We start from the raw sequence: 16,550 nt of genomic DNA on the forward strand, positions 1-16,550 counted from the left end.
TTAGGCCCATTCTACAATTTCATGTGCAAGTCCGAAAATGCCAGCGAACACTTCATGCGGTCGTGCGTTTCCGTACATGTAAGCAGGAGTCGTGACCACTTTGCTTTCACGATCCGTAATATAATCATCGACAGGACACTCTTCGTGTTGAGCGCCGGTTTTTAAAATCTCTGCCGCCGTTTCTTTGTCATCACCGATCGTCACGGTGACTTTTTTATCGCCAAGGACGCGCGCAACTAAAACGGGCGCAATACAAATCGCTCCGATGGGTTTGCTGGCGTTATGGAACTCAAGAATCACACGTTTCACGTCAGAGTTGACGTCACATTGGGAACCTTTTTCCGCCCAATTCGAAAGATTTTTAGCAGCGCCATAACCACCCGGGAAAACAACGGCATCAAAATCTTTTGCAGAAAGTTTATCCAAACTCTGAACCTGGCCGCGTGCAATTCGTGCGGCTTCGATCAAAAGGCGTCTTTTTTCGCCTTGTTGTTGTCCGTCAATGTGATTTGTTGTGGAAATTTCTATATCAGGAGCAAAGCAAGAAACTGAAGCTCCGGCTTGATTCAAAGCGATCAGAAGACTGACAGCTTCGGTGATTTCGCTTCCATCGCGATGGCCGCATCCAGAGAGTACAACGGCAATTTTTTTCATGTAAAACCTCCCGAAAGAGGTTTCAGATTACTTAAATTTGGCAGTGTTGGCAATGAATGAGGCGGATAGGGCTGTGTGCCTTAAGATCCGCCTTTTTTGAAGTTCTTTAATTTTGTGCAACTTGTGACTAAAATTTTCTGTCCTTGCACGGGATAAAGTTGGCGGAAGCAATATTCTGTGACACGCGCAAAGAAAGGCATGTCAGGACTCATAGAAATCCAATAGTTCACTCTGTTCTTCTCTGTGGCCTCACCCTTTTTGAGAATCAAAGACCAATCAAATGCGACCTTTTTAATTCTCATACTGCAGTTTGCAAGACCGCCGCAATTTGGCTGCGCTTTGATAAGATCCGGAGCAGGAACGGTCTCTTCAGTGACCTTAAGATTCGAACATGCGATGTCGCAAGAATCGGCGCCAAGCTGTTCTTTGCAAAGCTTCTCAAAATCCGCGGATTTTACACAGGCGCCGGCCAAACCAAAAAGCCGCTCAATTCCGAGGGACATTTGATAATCATCGGCAAAAGTGCTGAGCTCATTTTGCGCGCGCAAGTTTTCGGCGACAAGATCGGAAGAGCCCTTATCGACATAGCGGCGATCTTCGCGGGTCGAAACCGGTCCTTCTTCTTGAGTGCTGCCATCCGGAGACGGCTTGAAAGTTTTTGTCTGATAAAGATAGGTGTATTCCCACTCGGTCGGCTTTTCTTCTTTTTTCGAGATGGTGATGCCCTCTTGCAGAACAAAGAAGGGGACCTGTCGGCTTTCGATTTTTTGTTCTGTCTCTTGGAAAAGGAAGTCATTGGGCGCCATCGTTAACGGATCCGCAGAGCCCCAGCTTTCAAAAAGAGCCTGTTGAACCGCCGCGGGAGTTGTCGAAGCATCAGGTGTTTCCTCGATGTCTTCGATACAAGAGGTCAGACTGCTTGCGAGAAGCAGAAGCAACAGCGCATTTTTCATAGTGGTCATATAGAGTCCCAGCCCCAAATCCACAGATTCAGTGGAAAGATTTTTTCAAACTTAACGATCGTTTCTTCTTTGAAAAGACCCAAGGCGCGATAATCTACCGGACCGAAAAGAAGACGAACCATATCGGTTTCGTTATTGATCGTAAAGAGATCCTGGCCAATGCCAAAGACAAAATGATTTGGATGTTTTTCAAGAACGATGTCAGCGACGCCCTCGGCGCGGAAAGCGCGTTTGATTTTCGCAGCCAATTGCTCAAAGTTCACAAGTTTGATCATGCCAAGAAAGCCCTGATTCATCGTCACAGGTTTTGTTTGCAGTTGTTGAATCAAATTCTGTGCGTGGCGCGGGCAGATGATCGTGTAGGGCTGTTTTTTATGCGCGCGAATAAAGCTGAAAAGAGCCATTAGCTTAGAAACAGAGCCGCCCCATTCGTGAATGTATCCGCCAAGATCGACACCTTTGCCTTCGATCGCATAGGCCGCCAACTGACCGTTAGGCTCCCACGCGGTGTAGACCTGCGTTTGCGGGATCGAAAGAAACTTTCGCGTCTCTTCAATCGTGCGAACGGAATTGACTGTGTGTGCAGAATAAAGACGATAGATCGCATCCGGAGAAACTTTGGAATCCACAGAGAACCTCAAGTTCACTGGAGGGATGTCGAACTCCTCTTCAATCACGAAACTGATTTCGCTGCCCGCCAATTCAAAACCCATGCGGCGGTAAAAATCAAAAAGGTCCGTCCATAAGATCGCGATATCGCAAGACTGTTCGGTTGCAGACTTCAAGCAGTCGTTAATCACACGGGTGCTTAAACCTTGCCCGCGATGTCCGTCGTCAGTCACGACAGAGCCAATAGCGCCCACTTTGAAGATAACGTGAGGGGACTTAATAATAAGAGGTTTCATTACGGCATGAGAAAGCACTCTTTCTTCATCCGCGATGATACGCATATTGTGCAAATTGTTAGGGGAGAAGGCTGTGGGATATTCCGCAGCGATAGACCAGGGGGCTTCGTTGCGCAGCTTTTTGTTCAAAAAATCCAACACCTGGGGAAGTTCATTTTCCGAAGGTGAACGAGGTCCTTCCATAGACCCTCCTTTTGCCTAATAACCAGTCTAGCGGTAAATGACAGCGGGTCCCAGCAACACTCATATCTGGGGTGAAAAATACGACCCAAGTCGGGAACTCAGTTTGACATCAAGGTCAAAAGTTTTATATTAAGGTCGCATATTTAGGAGACCTCATGGCCGACAAGAGTCAGATGTGGAAAGAGAATAAACCAGGCAAAATGTTCGTCGATCAATCTTGCATCGCCTGTGACGCTTGTGTGCTGACGGCTCCAAAAAATTTCTCTATGCACGAAGAAGACGGGCATGCCTTCGTAGCGAAACAACCAGAGACTCCGGAAGAGGAAGCTTTGTGTAAAGAGGCGATGGAAGGTTGCCCTGTGGAAGCCATCGGTAACGATGCCGACCAGTAAAAAGCCTCTTCTTTCACGTAAGAAAACGGAAGCGGGGAAGGCGGCAAAAAAAACCGCGACCGCTCAAGCTAAACCCGCAAAATCACCTAAAAAACCGGCCCCCATTTTAGAGACGATCGATCTTCTTCGTCGCTATTATCCCGACGCCCATTGTGCGTTGAATTTCACGAATCCTTACGAGCTTCTCGTGGCCACAGTTCTTTCCGCGCAATGCACGGATGAACGCGTGAATATGGTGACGCCAAACCTCTTTAAGAAATATCCCACGCCGCAAAAGATGGCGAAGGCCCCGGTCGAAAGTATTGAAGAGATCATTCGCTCCACGGGTTTTTATAAGAATAAGGCGAAGTCTTTGAAGACGGCGGCAGAAACACTTGTTGAGAAATACAAGGGAGAGATTCCGCAGAACCTTGAGGCTTTGGTCGAGTTGCCAGGAGTGGGTCGTAAAACCGCGAACGTGGTCCTTGGAAATGCTTTCGGCATTGCGAGCGGAGTTGTCGTGGACACTCACGTCACCCGCTTGTCGAATCGTTTGGGTTGGGTGAAAACGGATAACGCTGTAATCATCGAAAGAGAACTCAGCCAAAAAGTCCCCAAAGAAGATTGGGTGATGTTGCCGCATTATTTGATCTCACATGGTCGAGCTATCTGTAAGGCGAGAAAACCTGCATGCAGTCATTGCTTCCTAGAGGAGACTTGCCCGAAGGTGGGCGTCTAGTTCACAATGATTTCATGTTTGTTGCATTCTTTGAGAGCGTTAAATACGTCGGCCATCTTCTACCTATTTCCTTCTTAAGAATTTTCTTAGGTTACTACTATTTAGAGCACGCCCTGCAAAAGTATCGCGGTGATTTTTTAAGTCGCCCGCGTATTGCGGATCAAATGGCCGAGTGGCTTCCTGCGAGTCATGCTCCGAACTGGTTTAAGATTTTTGCCAGCAGTCAGATGATTCCGAATTGGCAAACTGTCGCATTTATTATTTTGGGTGTTGAGTTTGCGATCGCGATTTCCTACATCATTGGTTACGTTGTGCGCCCGGTGGCCTTGTTGGGCGTTCTTCTTTGTGTGACGATGTTGTTCATTTCCGGCCCTGCAATGGAAGATCTATATAAAACATTCTTAGCGATTCATTTGATTCTTGCATGGGTAGGAGCGGGACGTTGTCTTGGCTTTGATTATTACTTCTTTAAGCGTCGTCGCGGTTTGTGGTGGTAAGCAGTGAAGCATTTTATCTTTTTTATCGCCGTCGTTTTCCTCGGGTTGTTTCTGGCGGTTCTGAATAAGAACGAACAGGGTGCGACCTCAAGTTCTTTACCGACTTTAAGAGTTTTTGGATACGCCTCTTTTACGGGCCGATGGGGCCCAGGTCCGCTGCTTAAAGAAGAGTTCGAAAAAAGCTGTAAATGCAAAGTGGAGTTTATCGAGGGCAGTGACTCTGGAATTCTTTTGCAACGTTTGAAAATTGAAGGCGAAAGCCTTGGTGCCGACCTTGTTGTGGGCCTAGATCAGTTTGATATTTCGAAAGCGATTTCCGAACAAGCATGGCGCAAATTAAGCATCGGTAAATTGGACGTTTACGATTCCGTGAAGCCGGCCTTGTCGAACAGCTTTTTTGTTCCCTATGATTGGGGCGCACTCACATTTGTCGCACGTAAAGACGACCTCACACATTTACCTTCGTCATTGGACGACCTTTTGGCACCGGAGCTGACAAAGAAGATCGCTCTGCAAGACCCGCGCACAAGTTCGCCGGGAATGCAGTTTCTTTATTGGGTGATTCGCTCTAAAGGGGAAGAAGAAGGCTTTCGCTATTTACAAAAGTTGATGGGGCAAGCGCACTCATTTTCTCCGACGTGGTCCACTGCTTACGGACTTTTCACGAACAAGCAGGCGAAATTGGTTTATTCCTATGTGACATCTCCTCTTTATCACGAGGTGGAAGAAAAGAAGAAAGATTATATCGCTCTTCCTTTCAATGAAGCATTGCCGGTGCAGTTTGAGTTTGTTGGTATCCCTGAATTTTGTCGCCACTGCGATCTAGCCGAGCAGTTTGTGAATCTGATGCTTTCACCGCAAGGGCAGAAAATCATCATGGAAAAGAACTACATGTTCCCTGTGATGAAAGGTGTTATTGAAAATACGCCATTTGCTGATTTGATGAACGTGAAGACGATGTCGCAAATGGAAATCTTGTCGGCGACGGAAGTCGATCGTCTTTTAAAACGCTGGACTGAAATTCGTCGGAGCGAACTTAATTGAACATTAGAAATGCCCTTCGCCTAAGTCTGGTTCTCTTTCTGCTTTTTCCGTTTCTGTTTTTATTGACGCAGTTTCGGATTTCACAAGCTCCAGATATCGGCGAACTTCTTTGGGCCTTTAAAAACAGTTTCATTCAGGCTTTCTTTTCCGCACTTCTGTCCTTGTTTGTCGGATTTTGGGCGGCACTGGGACTTTTAAGTTTCAATGACGGCTCGAAGAAAAGACGTTTTGTTTTTGAAATCCTCTGTTTGCTTCCGAATTTCCTCCCGCCTATTTTTATTTTGCTGGCAACCTTGAATATCATTGATCCTTTTCCGATGGGTATCGCAGGAATTGTGATCATTCATACTTTGATGAATTTCGGTTTAGCGGCTGTTTTGTTGGCCGGTATTATCGAAAACAAACTGGGTGGAATGATCGAGCTTGCTTACGTCGAAGGTGCGTCGCGCTGGCAGTTTCTGCGGCAAGGTCTTTTGCCTTTGTTGAAAAAAGATATTTGGTTATTAGGTCTTTTTATTTTTGTCGTTTGTTTTGGAAGTTTTGCAGTGCCCTTGATCGTGGGCGGTGGCAAGGGGACGACGGTTGAAGTTTTAATCTATGAAAAGATCCGTCTTTCCAGCGATTGGGGAGGCGCGGTCCTTTTGGCCTTCCTTCAATCGACCTTTATATTCGCACTTTCTTTTATCGCGAGTCGCGGTCAGGGAGCACATGCGAACCGGGTGGCAAACCTCAGTCTGATTCGCAGTCCTTCGGGGATATTTGCCATTGCCGGGCTTTCGTTTCTTTATTTGTTCGGCTACGCGCAAGGATTCGTACAAGGTCTTTCGTTGATCTCGACTTTTTATGAACTGCAGTCAGCACTATTCTGGAATTTTTTAGGAAGTATTTTTATCGGTTTGTGCGTAGGAGCTTTGTGCTATGCGGGCTTGATGCTTATTGCATATTGCTGGCCAAAGCCGTGGTTTGAAAAGTTCTTGAATGGTTATGTGGCTCCGTCCACCTCACTGGCATGTTTTAGTCTTTTGATTTTAGGGCCTAACGAGGGTTTTTATCCGCTTATTAAAATCCCGATTGCTTTGACGTTATTAAGTCTCAACAGCCTTTTTCGAATGGGCTGGGACGGGGAACTGCATTCGTTGCAATCGCAAATGACCGTAGCATACGCCATGGGTGCTTCTTCGAAACAGATTTTTAAAGAAGTTCTTTTTCCGCAGATTTCCACGCGCGCTGGAATGCTTGCCGGGATCGCCTCAATTTGGGCGTGCGGAGACTTCGCCGTGTCACGGATTCTCGCGCATCGCGACCTCAGCATTGCGATGATGACGGAAACTTTGATGTCAGGGTATCGTTTGAACCAAGCGATTGTTCTTAGCAGTTTAATTATTGTCGCCGGAATTATTTGTTTTGTTTTGTGTGTGGGGGGAAGTCGTGTCCTTCGTCGAAAATTTGAACCGTGATTATGGGGACTTCAAACTCGATATAGAGTCTTGGGAAATTCTTGATGAAGGCGTCACCGTGTTATGGGGGCCTTCCGGATCGGGCAAGACATCGGTCTTTCGTATTCTTCTGGGACTGGAAGCCTGCCCTGGTATGCGCTGGAATTTTCAAGGCGTCGATTTAGCCAAGATGAAAACCCCGCAAAGACGCCTGGGCGTGGTTTTTCAAACTCTGGATTTGTTTCCTCATCTTTCGGCGGAAGAAAATATTCTTTTCGCGGCTCGCGCGCGGGACGTCGAAGCCAAGAAAGCTGCAGATCGCTTGAAAGAACTCACCGAAATTCTGCAAATGGGATCTTTTTTAAAAAGACCGGCCTCGGTTTTATCGGGCGGCGAAAAACAACGTGTGGCGATTGCGCGCGCATTGATGGGAGAGCCTCGGCTTCTTCTGTTGGATGAACCTTTTTCCGCCTTGGATCAGGAGTTGCGAGAGGAAAGTCGTAAGCTAGTTCAGCAAGTCATAGCCACGGAAAAAATTCCTACGCTGCTGGTTACGCACGATCAACGGGACGTCGAAGCCTTGGCGGACAAAGTCACCAAGATTCGCGACGGTCGTTTAGTTTCAACTTAGATTGTGTAGCGTTGAATCATCTCTAAAAGAGCCGATTTCTTAATTGGCTTCGTCACGTGTTCGGTACAGCCCGCATCCAAAGATTTTTGCACATCTTCAGACATCGCATTAGCCGACACCGCGATGATAGGGATGGGTTTCATTTTATTATGACGTTCCCAGGTGCGAATTTTACGAGTCGCTTCGTATCCGTCCATGATTGGCATTTGAATATCCATAAGGATTAAATCAAAAGGCTCGCGTAAAACTTTTTCGACGGCTTCTTGGCCGTTTTCCGCTTGAACCACGTCAAAAGGGAGTTTCTTCAAATAAGTGAGCAAAAGGAATCTGTTGTCTTCCGTATCATCGACAATCAAGATGCGACCGTTGCGCACGGCTGTTTCTGGCGGAGGCTGTATCAGCGGCGTTTCTTTTTCTTCGCTTGTGTGCGGAATTTCATAAGAGGAATCCGTCGGCACATACGGAATCGTGAAGCAGAACGTACTGCCGCTGTTTTCTTCACTTTGGAACCAGATACGGCCACCCATCAACTCGACAAGATTTTTCGAAATAGTCAGTCCTAAACCGCTGCCACCGAATTTTCGCGTGATCGAGCTGTCGGCTTGAACAAAGTTTTGGAACAACAGGTGCTGCTTGTCTTTCGGAATCCCTGTTCCCGTGTCTTTGATGGAAAATTTCACGAAGCGTTTATCAGGTCCCTCGAACTCGACTTGGACGGTGATCTCGCCCGTCTGAGTGAACTTGATCGCATTCCCAATAAGATTAAAAAGAATCTGTCTTAGGCGCGTAGGATCGCCGATCACGACGTGCGACTCTTCCTGGTCCAGGGTCATGCGCAACTGGAAGCGCAGATTTTTCTCTGCCGCTTTTTGTTTTAAGATGTCGCAAATATTTGTGGTCGTCGCTTCTAGATCGAAAGCGATGCGTTCCAAGCGAACTTCACGCGCTTCGATTTTCGAGATGTCTAAAATATCGTTGATCAGCGCCAAAAGATTTTCGCCCGCGTTCGCACACACTTTTACTAACTGCGCCTGATCGGGATGCAGATCGGACTCGGCAAGAATATCGGTGATCCCGATGATTGCATTTAACGGTGTACGAATTTCGTGACTCATACGCGCAAGGAATTCTGATTTAGCTTGCGAGGCTTTGACGGCGGCTTCGCGGGCTTCAATAAGAGCTTGCTCTGCCATGATCCGATCTGTGATATCCGTGCACACGAAAACAAAAGTCAGGTCCTTGCTGGTCCGGTTCGGAAGAGCCGCCCAATTCATCAGAATCGGAGTACGGCGTCCTTCCGCATTCGTGATTTCTGCCTCGATACTGTGACGGGTTTGCAGAAGCCAAGAGTAGTTGTTAAATTCCGGCGGACCATGCACCAAAGTTTTTAGGTCCACTTGCGAAAGCTGGTGCGGGGAAAGTCCCAGCAATTTCATCGCCGCTTCATTCGCTTGAGAAATGATGTACGTCGACTGTTTCCAGTCTTCGTGATGCGAAACTTTGACAATGAATAGAAACGCTTTAATCGATTGAATAACGCTGTCTAGAAACTCTTTGGAAACTGTCGTGGTCTCTAAGCGGTCGGCAAGCTGGTTGTACTTACTGACCAGCAAACCGATTTCGTCTTTAGAGTTGTAGTTGATTTTCTGAGTCAGCTTTGTCGTACCCAGTTTTTCAAGACGGTCTGTGAGAAGTTGAATCGGCTCAACCACTTTGCCGGTGGCTGCGAATGTCGCAAAGAAGAACAAGATAAAAATAAGAACGGCCGCCGCACTCGAAGCGATGGCAATACGATCCAGGACTGCGAAAGCTTCGCTTTCATCTATCTTTGTTTGAATGTACCAAAGCTCGCCGTTGGGTAAATAAATTTTGCCGATAGAGCGAATGACTTTTTGGCCTCGATAGTCGGTGCCGAGTTCGCGCACTTCGCTAAGGTTCTCAATTTTTTTTATATCTTCGTCGCCGCGATTCGAAGAAAGGACTTCCGCTTCTAAGTTGGAAGGGTCTTTGGGATTTCCCTCCACACGGAAGCGTCCGGTGTTACGCAAACTCCAGTCCTCACCATAGATCAATGTTTCACCGGTCTGACCCATGCCGTGCGTGGCCCAGGCAAAGTTGTCGCTGGTAATGCGGTCAATTTCAGAGATAGAAATTTTTAAAATCAAAACGCCGACGACGGAAGTCTTACGGAAGATAGGAGCGGCAACAAATCCCGTCGCCGATGTCGGATTGATGGGATCCTTATCGAAATCGATGAAAAGAGTCGAGCCCTCTTGCGCTTTCATGCCCCATGAAAACAAGTCTTTGAGTTTTCCTCCCGTTTCTTCAGAGAAAACAGAAGTTCCGTCCTCAAGATCTTTTCGAGTTGTATAAACTATTTCTCCTTTAGTGCTAACAAGGGCCATGTCATAGATATTGAAATCGAGGACATAGTTGTCCAAAAGCCGACGAAACTCCGGAAAAGCTTCAAGACGACTTTGTGAAAGCAAGTCGTCCGTAAGTTCATGCGATGAAATGAGATTGATTGCAGTTTGTAGATCTCTGAAGTAATTTTCAATAGCAGTCGTTTTACTAATGCGGATTTGAGTTAGACGTTCGTAGGTGCTGTCGATGACTGTCGATTCAACAATCTTGAGGCCAATCAATGCAACAACGAATGTTGCAAGAAAGACTGAGATCAGATTGAATAAGAAAATTCTTAAACGTAAAGTCATGCCCCTCTAGTTGCCTATTCTTTTTCAGTGATATCGTATAGGTATTACTCGGGCAATGAGTACTTGAAAACCGGCGCGAAATCAGGTCTTTCCTTGGGAGAGCTAGTTAAATGAATGTAATCAAATTCTTTCCGCTTCTAGTGCTGCTCTTGCTCTTCTCTCCTCGCGCACAAGCGGAACGTTGGGTTATTGCGACTCTTGAGTGGCCGCCATTTATTTGCTCGCGCTGCCCTGATAACGGAGCTGCCGCCAATGCCCTTCGCGAAACTCTGAAAAAAGTGGACGTGAATGTCGAATTTGTCTTTAGCTCGTGGACTCAGACAGTCAAAAAGGGCAATCGACCTGACATGATCGGTTATTTTCCAGCATGGAAAGAAGAAGTGCTTCCGGAATTTATCGCTTCTCCTGTTCTGTTCCGTTCTCCCTTGGGATTTATCGAGCCGCGCGGTAAACCCTTGGTCTGGAATGAACTCACCGATCTCAGAGGAAAGAAAATCGGTGTCACTGAAGATTATGGAAATACCGTCGAGTTCAATCGTCTTGTGAAAAATAAAACGATTCATGTCGAAGCTGTGATCAGCGATGATACGAATGTTCGAAAAGTCGCCTTGGGAAAATTAGACGCCGCTTTGATGGATATTAATAACGCCCGCTACTTGATCTACGTTTTGCAGCCGCATCTGGCCGGGCGAGTGTCGATCAACAAAAAGATTGTCGAAGATAAAGAATTGTTTTTTGCGTTCAACAAACACAACGTCGAGAAAAGAAAAAAGCTCGAGAAGGCCCTGACTTTAGTGAACTTTCAGCGCATGGTGGACGATTATTTGCTTCGCTATGCGCGCCGCTCTGACTAGATTTTTGACAGGCATGGAACTTTTGCCAGTTCGCTTTGTATTTTCTCCGGGACCTCGGCCAACGAGGACGAAATCAGGTATAAGTAAGGCTGTGCGGAAAGGAGAAAAAATGAAGGCAAATCTGTTGTCGCTCGTCACTATTGCAGCGCTTTCTTTTTCTCTGATCTCTTGCGCCGTTTCGAAGTCTTCAGATGGTCGCGGGATGAACCCCACGATTTATTTTAAACCGACAATCCATCAAGATAAATCGAACTGCTCAGCGAACGATCTTCGCGATTTGCTTTCTCCCAAAGGGCGCACTTTAGCCACATTATGCTCCAAAGATTACGATCAATGTTTGCTGCAAGGTTCCTGCTTTGTGGATGATGGAACTAAAATCAGCTCTTACAACTATCATTCAACTAAAGAGGGCGTGCCGCGTTTTATCGACGTGGAATTGAAAGAGTGTCCTTACGGGTACGGCGTTAACGGCAGTTGCTTGGACCCTTATTTTTCTGTAGCGGCGGATCTTAGCATTTATCAAGTCGGTGACGTGCTTTTCATTCCTCGTTTAGTTGGAGCCGCATTGCCGAATGGCGAGATCCACGACGGGTATGTGATCGTCCGAGACACCGGTGGAGCCATCGTCGGTGCGAATCGTTTTGATTTCTTTACGGGGTTTTATGATCATCGCGCGAAAGAAAACACCTTGGCGCGCCTTGGTTTCAGTGATCCTCGCAACCACTTTGAATTCAGACTTGCAACGGCCGAGGAAGCTCAAGCCGTTCGCGTTCGTCGCAACTATCCTCGTCTTAAGCAGGACGTCCTTGAAGAAGGAATCGCTCGCTCTTTATAGCGATCCCACGTTCAACATAAATGTCATTCCGTCTAAAGGCTCTTCCATATCCGTGAGGATTTCATTCCAGCCTGGATTTTTATTTACATTCAGAAGATGCGCAAAAAGCGCTTTGTGCACCGGAGCCTCGTAACCGAAATAAGAAGAAAGACCGTTCGTCAGAATATCGATTTTGCCTTTTGATTTTTGCGCGGCAAAGTTTGAAAGGTAATAAGAATACGTCGAACAGCCATCAAAAAAGAAGATCTGATATTTGCGCGGGTTGAACTCGAGCGGGCCCGCTTTTTCTTCGAGCGCCGCGATATCGAGATTTCCACCCAAGCCAGAGTGGCCTGCGTAAATTACAACATCCGCCTCTTTCAGAGCGTTTTTGAAGAACTTTGCAAATGTGACGTTCTTGCTGGAAGATCCCGTTTCGACAAGAAGTCTTGTCACACGAACTTGCACAAGTTTTCCATCTTTTCTTTTAAGTGTCTTGTCGAATTGATGGATCGGACGATTTTGATAGCGCGCCACCAGAGTTTCTTTAAAGCCGGTTTGACGAAGCCATTCGTTCATCTCTTCAAAGGCCAAACGGCCTTCGTCTTCGTCGTCTTTCGCATTCTCTGAATAACCGTTGACAGTTGTAATCTGGAATAGATCGCCGTTGCCGTTATCTCCGCGGAGACGCTCTAACTGAGCGTCAGCATCTTCCGGCAGATTTTTTAAAGCCGCGATGTTGATTTTCACCGGCGCCGCCATTGGCGCCTGTCTTAGGAATTCGCAGCCCGCACGAAAAGGATCATAGAAATACCAGAAGTCGCCGAAACTTGGGTAGTGTTCATCTGTGCATTTCTCTGCATAAAAATTATCGAGGTCGGTGGGGAGTGTGATGTTCCAGAAGCCTCTTTCGATAAGTCTTGTCGCGAGTTTTTTATTTAAAAGCAGAACGCCCGAAACTTTATATTGAATCGTGCGCACGCCGTGACGGGTTTTCTTCTTAAGAATTTCATAGGAAAGTGGCAAGCGCGGAGCTCCCACACCGGGAGTATCAGAGTTGATTCTATAACGAGCGACGATCTCTGGAGATTGGAAATAGCCAAACAGATGTTGTGCATGAACATCGGCAAGATAGACGGGATCTTCTTGAGTGTCCGTCGTTTGAAATTCCGCGGTATAAGAAAATTTAACTTCCTGAGAGCTGGGAGAAAGCACGGCGGCCGGTGCCGTCAGCGCCAAAGAGACTGTAAAATGGACCAAGAAAAGAGCGAGAAACTTCATCGAGAACCTCCGTCTTTTTGCAGAGGCCTGTTTGTAAAAGTCCTCGGAATAGCTGTCAAATCAAGGCTTTGAGGTTTGTGATTCTTTCATTTTTTTGCGCCCAAGAAAGGCCTTGTGTCGATTTGATACACACGGAAAACGCCTTAAACTCAATTAAACAGCGATATAGCGAGCCTTGGATTTGCTTTACCTGGGACTGGAATCGAGGAACGTATGAGATTATCCGCTGCCTTTTACATTCTAATAGCATGCAGTCTGTCTGCCGGCCCAATGGCTTTCGCCGCCTCTACGGAAGCGACAGGGACGACCTCTGGTGCCAGTGGAGTTTCCTCTGCAGACCGTGATTTAGAAAATCTTTACGGAGCTTCGAAAGCTTGGCGCGAAGCCAGTGTGCAAGAGCGCGTTCATCTTTTCGCCCGTTATTTTTTGCAGAATAAAAGTCCTTATCTTGTCGAACCTCTCGGAGAGGGTCGCAATGGAGAGATCTCGCAATCTCCGCTCTACCGATTTGATGGTTTTGATTGCACGACATTTGTTGAAACGGTGTTGGCTCTGTCGTTTGCGAAATCCCCCGAAGAGTTTAAGGAAACGATCAACCGCATTCGCTATAAAGACGGTATTGTCTCTTATGAAACTCGCAACCATTTTTCTAGTCTCGACTGGGTTCCCAATAATAGTAAGGCCGGGTACGTGACTGATATTACGGGAACGATTGCCGGGAAGTACACGAAGTGGTCGCAGACTTGGATTGATAAGGATCAATGGTTTTACAAAAAAGGGGAGCGCTTTGTTCTGATGGGTCGTCAGTTCTCTCGCTCGCTCGGTCAGTTGCCTTATATCGCGAAGGAAGATCTTCTTGAAAACGAGGCTCTGCTCGCGCGCATTCCTTCGGGAAGTATCTTTAATCTTGTTCGTCCCAATTGGGATTTGGTGAAAGCGGCCGGCACGCGCTTGGATGTTTCTCACCAAGGTTTTCTTATTCGAGAAAATGGAGTTCTGTACATGGTTCACGCGAGCAACGGTCGTGGTCGCGATGGCAGTGACGACTATATGGGTGTGAAAAAAGAGGCTCTTACGAGCTACATTCGCCGTGTGATGCTGGCGTCTCCTTCGATGGCTGGTTTCAATATTCTGGGTGCTGGGAAGGCTTCCCCTTAAACTTTTCTGTGTAACATAACCCTTTGATAAAACATCGCTTTCCCGGCCTTGGTCGAGGTCTTCCTAGACCTTTGTCGTAAAATTTTTTAGTCCTTAATTTCCAGTAAAATCAGGCACTAACGTTAGCCCTCCTAAAAAAACTAGACCTTGGCCCTAAAGTTTTCTGGACTATGGTCCGAATAGATTCGCGTAACACGTTGGGAATAAAGTTGGCTTCGGACCTCCTCCTCCAAAAAGCTCGAAAGAGCTCCTCAAAGGATCAACCTCCGATGGCAATGGTTCCTCGAAAAACTGGGTCAGTCACCCCGGTCTCGAGGAGCCTTTCCCACAAAATTTTAAATTTATTTTTTTAGTGAGTTAGTAAGAAAAAATTTAAAACACAGATCATAGTACGTTGACGGGATCTAAGAGTGTTCTGAAGGTAAGTGGTGCGACCTAGGTTCACGAACAATTCCAAAAAAATCAGCGGAAGTGGTCTTTAATCCCTTAGGAGGTTCTCATGGGCTTAAGAATCGCTACCAATACTGCATCTATCGCAGCACAACGTGTGCTCTCTAAACAGCAAAAACGTGCGGAACATTCGGCGCAAGCTTTGGCGTCAGGTTCTCGTATCGTAAACGCCGCCGATGACGCCGCCGGCTTGGCGATCTCAGAAAACTTTAAAGGACAGTTGAAAGGTATTTCGCAAGCGCGAAACAACGCGAATAATGCGATTTCATTCTCGCAAGTGGGTGAAGGTGGTCTCAGCGAAGTATCGAATATCTTGATTCGTCTCCGCGAGCTCGGAGTACAAGCAGCGTCTGATACTGTCAGTGATACGGAACGCGGGTTCCTCAACAACGAGGCCCAACAATTAATCCAAGAAGCGGATCGTATCGCGAAAACCACTATGTTCGGTAATACGAAACTCCTCGATGGTTCCGGTGGTAAGTTAGAATTCCACGTCGGCGCCTACGGCGGAGAGGAAAATATCATCTCCTTCGACTTCGATGCGGATGCGACGACAAGCACTCTTGGTATTAGCGGTATCGCCGTTGATGACAAAGGCGCGGCTCGTGACACGCTTGAGGCCGTGGATGGAGCTCTTCAAAAAGTCGGTGCTTTGCGCGCGAACTTCGGTGCGATGCAATCGCGACTTGAATCTACGGTAAGTAACCTCGACGTTTCTTACGAAAACTTGTCAGCAGCGAACTCTCGTATCCGCGATACTGATATCGCGAAAGAAACGGCAGAGATGGCTTCCGCAAGTATCTTGCAAAACACAGCGGTATCGGTTCTTGCGCAAGCGAACCAATTACCTAACGTGGCATTGAAATTAGTTTAATAAGTAAAACACTTAAGAAATCACAATTCGTTAACACTACGGATATCGAGTGGGGCCTGTTCTGGGATACGGCCTCATTCGAGAATGAGGGGTCGCCCACATAAACTCCTCGTGTCTTAAGCCCACCCTGGGAGCACCCGCTCCCAGGGATTTTAAAAGGTGCCTGCTTCTTTTTTCTGGCTACAGCGCACAATCTTCCAAGGGCGAAGACCGACTATCCCGCCTCGGCAATCTAAAAACGCCTTTCCGCAAGGCTTTCCGGACATCTTCCCAATTGTCACTTGAAGGCGCCGTATTTAACCACGAAAGCGTCAACTCTCTCTGGGTAATCGAACCCCAATTATGATCATCTAAAATAGGAATTTCCATTCGCGTGTTTCCAAGCAACGCCGGCAGCGTGGAATATGGATAGTCTTCGACTCGTTTACAGATTCCTGCAGCGACGGGATTTCGATAAAGATATTTGTACGCGTGCAGATAATAGAGGGGAGAAGCAATCAAACTGCGATGAAATCTTGAACCGTAAGTTTGATTAATTCTTTTAGCTTGAAAAGTAATTTCTCGACTGGTTTCACGCATAAAGTATTGCATCGCTTGACTAAGATTTCCATCCGGAGTTGCCGCAATTAAATGAAAGTGATTGCTCATCATTACAAACGCATGAATGCGCACATTGAACGCAAGATGCATAAAATATAAATTTCTCGTCATCAACTCCCACATCTTATCCATGTCGTTGGAAAACCAATCGCGATTAATACAACGAGCATAGAGGTGATAAGGAAACTCTGTGTGATTGATAAAATTTTTTCTTCCCATGAAGGCGCGTAGAGCAATTTTGTTTCCGGTTTGCTCTGGTCTTTGTTCCGATCGAGGTTCGTCGGGCGGATTTTTGATGCGGTATTGCCAGAAAAAAGAAGCAGGCACCTTTTTTGGTCGGGGTGGACTTTGGGTGGAGCTGGACTTTTGTCTTGAAGAGGGCT

The 16,550-nt window shown here is 46.8% G+C and carries 16 protein-coding genes; 10 read left to right on the top strand and 6 right to left on the bottom strand.

The annotated features are described in order from the left end of the window. The 3 genes from elbB to QJS83_RS09625 all read right to left on the bottom strand — a co-directional run bounded on the left by elbB (position 1) and on the right by QJS83_RS09625 (position 2,704). Complete coding sequence (gene elbB, locus QJS83_RS09615) at positions 1–654, bottom strand: isoprenoid biosynthesis glyoxalase ElbB (protein WP_284604348.1); 654 nt, start codon at positions 652–654, stop codon at positions 1–3. An 80-nt stretch (positions 655–734) separates the two neighbouring features. Next, a complete protein-coding gene (locus QJS83_RS09620) occupies positions 735–1,607 on the bottom strand; it encodes a hypothetical protein (protein ID WP_284604349.1) in 873 nt (290 codons plus the stop codon). Positions 1,608–1,612: 5 nt separating this feature from the next. Further along, a complete protein-coding gene (locus tag QJS83_RS09625; protein WP_284604351.1) occupies positions 1,613–2,704 on the bottom strand; it encodes a GNAT family N-acetyltransferase in 1,092 nt (363 codons plus the stop codon). 155 nt (positions 2,705–2,859) lie between these two features. Here QJS83_RS09625 and QJS83_RS09630 point away from each other — a divergent pair, with 155 nt between their 5' ends. Genes QJS83_RS09630 through QJS83_RS09655 form a run of 6 tightly spaced genes read left to right on the top strand, consistent with a single transcriptional unit; the run spans position 2,860 to position 7,422 of the window. Then, complete coding sequence (locus tag QJS83_RS09630; RefSeq protein ID WP_284604353.1) at positions 2,860–3,096, top strand: ferredoxin; 237 nt, start codon at positions 2,860–2,862, stop codon at positions 3,094–3,096. Further along, on the top strand, positions 3,083–3,814 hold the full coding sequence (gene nth, locus QJS83_RS09635; RefSeq protein ID WP_284604354.1) for an endonuclease III: 732 nt from the start codon (positions 3,083–3,085) through the stop codon (positions 3,812–3,814). The genes QJS83_RS09630 and nth overlap by 14 nt, the downstream gene beginning before the upstream one ends. A gap of 14 nt (positions 3,815–3,828) precedes the next feature. Further along, positions 3,829–4,311, top strand: coding sequence for a DoxX family membrane protein (locus QJS83_RS09640; protein WP_284604356.1), 483 nt, complete (start codon positions 3,829–3,831; stop codon positions 4,309–4,311). Positions 4,312–4,314: 3 nt separating this feature from the next. Next, the gene (locus QJS83_RS09645; RefSeq protein WP_284604359.1) at positions 4,315–5,355 is read left to right on the top strand and encodes a thiamine ABC transporter substrate-binding protein; all 1,041 of its coding nucleotides are present in this window, start codon (positions 4,315–4,317) and stop codon (positions 5,353–5,355) included. Continuing rightward, positions 5,352–6,812 (top strand): ABC transporter permease, encoded by a 1,461-nt coding sequence (locus tag QJS83_RS09650; protein ID WP_284604360.1) that lies wholly within the window; start codon positions 5,352–5,354, stop codon positions 6,810–6,812. Before QJS83_RS09645 ends, QJS83_RS09650 begins: the two co-directional genes overlap by 4 nt. Further along, positions 6,784–7,422 (top strand): ATP-binding cassette domain-containing protein, encoded by a 639-nt coding sequence (locus QJS83_RS09655; protein WP_284604361.1) that lies wholly within the window; start codon positions 6,784–6,786, stop codon positions 7,420–7,422. The genes QJS83_RS09650 and QJS83_RS09655 overlap by 29 nt, the downstream gene beginning before the upstream one ends. Here QJS83_RS09655 and QJS83_RS09660 read toward each other — a convergent pair. Next, the gene (locus QJS83_RS09660) at positions 7,419–10,136 is read right to left on the bottom strand and encodes an ATP-binding protein (RefSeq protein WP_284604363.1); all 2,718 of its coding nucleotides are present in this window, start codon (positions 10,134–10,136) and stop codon (positions 7,419–7,421) included. The two genes, QJS83_RS09655 and QJS83_RS09660, sit on opposite strands and share 4 nt — an antisense overlap. A 110-nt stretch (positions 10,137–10,246) precedes the next feature. Here QJS83_RS09660 and QJS83_RS09665 point away from each other — a divergent pair, with 110 nt between their 5' ends. Further along, complete coding sequence (locus QJS83_RS09665; RefSeq protein ID WP_284604364.1) at positions 10,247–10,990, top strand: substrate-binding periplasmic protein; 744 nt, start codon at positions 10,247–10,249, stop codon at positions 10,988–10,990. A gap of 109 nt (positions 10,991–11,099) precedes the next feature. After that, on the top strand, positions 11,100–11,825 hold the full coding sequence (locus QJS83_RS09670) for a 3D domain-containing protein (protein WP_284604366.1): 726 nt from the start codon (positions 11,100–11,102) through the stop codon (positions 11,823–11,825). Here QJS83_RS09670 and QJS83_RS09675 read toward each other — a convergent pair. Beyond that, the gene (locus QJS83_RS09675; protein WP_284604367.1) at positions 11,820–13,085 is read right to left on the bottom strand and encodes a hypothetical protein; all 1,266 of its coding nucleotides are present in this window, start codon (positions 13,083–13,085) and stop codon (positions 11,820–11,822) included. The two genes, QJS83_RS09670 and QJS83_RS09675, sit on opposite strands and share 6 nt — an antisense overlap. Before the next feature lie 213 nt (positions 13,086–13,298). Between QJS83_RS09675 and QJS83_RS09680 the strand changes: the two genes are divergently transcribed. Continuing rightward, the gene (locus QJS83_RS09680) at positions 13,299–14,243 is read left to right on the top strand and encodes an N-acetylmuramoyl-L-alanine amidase-like domain-containing protein (RefSeq protein ID WP_284604368.1); all 945 of its coding nucleotides are present in this window, start codon (positions 13,299–13,301) and stop codon (positions 14,241–14,243) included. A gap of 499 nt (positions 14,244–14,742) precedes the next feature. Next, complete coding sequence (locus QJS83_RS09685) at positions 14,743–15,567, top strand: flagellin N-terminal helical domain-containing protein (protein ID WP_284604369.1); 825 nt, start codon at positions 14,743–14,745, stop codon at positions 15,565–15,567. A gap of 180 nt (positions 15,568–15,747) precedes the next feature. Here QJS83_RS09685 and QJS83_RS09690 read toward each other — a convergent pair whose 3' ends face one another. Next, on the bottom strand, positions 15,748–16,494 hold the full coding sequence (locus tag QJS83_RS09690; RefSeq protein WP_284604370.1) for a transposase: 747 nt from the start codon (positions 16,492–16,494) through the stop codon (positions 15,748–15,750). Positions 16,495–16,550 lie beyond the last annotated feature (56 nt).

The sequence above is a fragment of the Bdellovibrio sp. 22V genome (assembly GCF_030169785.1).
GTDB lineage: Bacteria > Bdellovibrionota > Bdellovibrionia > Bdellovibrionales > Bdellovibrionaceae > Bdellovibrio.

What these genes read in the sequence shown, in the direction of transcription:
- QJS83_RS09670 (WP_284604366.1), top strand. Translation starts at nt 11,100, where the DNA reads ATGAAGGCAAATCTGTTGTCGCTCGTCACTATTGCAGCGCTTTCTTTT.
- nth (WP_284604354.1), top strand. Translation starts at nt 3,083, where the DNA reads ATGCCGACCAGTAAAAAGCCTCTTCTTTCACGTAAGAAAACGGAAGCG.
- QJS83_RS09685 (WP_284604369.1), top strand. Translation starts at nt 14,743, where the DNA reads ATGGGCTTAAGAATCGCTACCAATACTGCATCTATCGCAGCACAACGT.
- QJS83_RS09660 (WP_284604363.1), bottom strand. Translation starts at nt 10,136, where the DNA reads ATGACTTTACGTTTAAGAATTTTCTTATTCAATCTGATCTCAGTCTTT.
- QJS83_RS09675 (WP_284604367.1), bottom strand. Translation starts at nt 13,085, where the DNA reads ATGAAGTTTCTCGCTCTTTTCTTGGTCCATTTTACAGTCTCTTTGGCG.
- QJS83_RS09665 (WP_284604364.1), top strand. Translation starts at nt 10,247, where the DNA reads ATGAATGTAATCAAATTCTTTCCGCTTCTAGTGCTGCTCTTGCTCTTC.
- QJS83_RS09620 (WP_284604349.1), bottom strand. Translation starts at nt 1,607, where the DNA reads ATGAAAAATGCGCTGTTGCTTCTGCTTCTCGCAAGCAGTCTGACCTCT.
- elbB (WP_284604348.1), bottom strand. Translation starts at nt 654, where the DNA reads ATGAAAAAAATTGCCGTTGTACTCTCTGGATGCGGCCATCGCGATGGA.
- QJS83_RS09640 (WP_284604356.1), top strand. Translation starts at nt 3,829, where the DNA reads ATGTTTGTTGCATTCTTTGAGAGCGTTAAATACGTCGGCCATCTTCTA.
- QJS83_RS09625 (WP_284604351.1), bottom strand. Translation starts at nt 2,704, where the DNA reads ATGGAAGGACCTCGTTCACCTTCGGAAAATGAACTTCCCCAGGTGTTG.
- QJS83_RS09680 (WP_284604368.1), top strand. Translation starts at nt 13,299, where the DNA reads ATGAGATTATCCGCTGCCTTTTACATTCTAATAGCATGCAGTCTGTCT.
- QJS83_RS09630 (WP_284604353.1), top strand. Translation starts at nt 2,860, where the DNA reads ATGGCCGACAAGAGTCAGATGTGGAAAGAGAATAAACCAGGCAAAATG.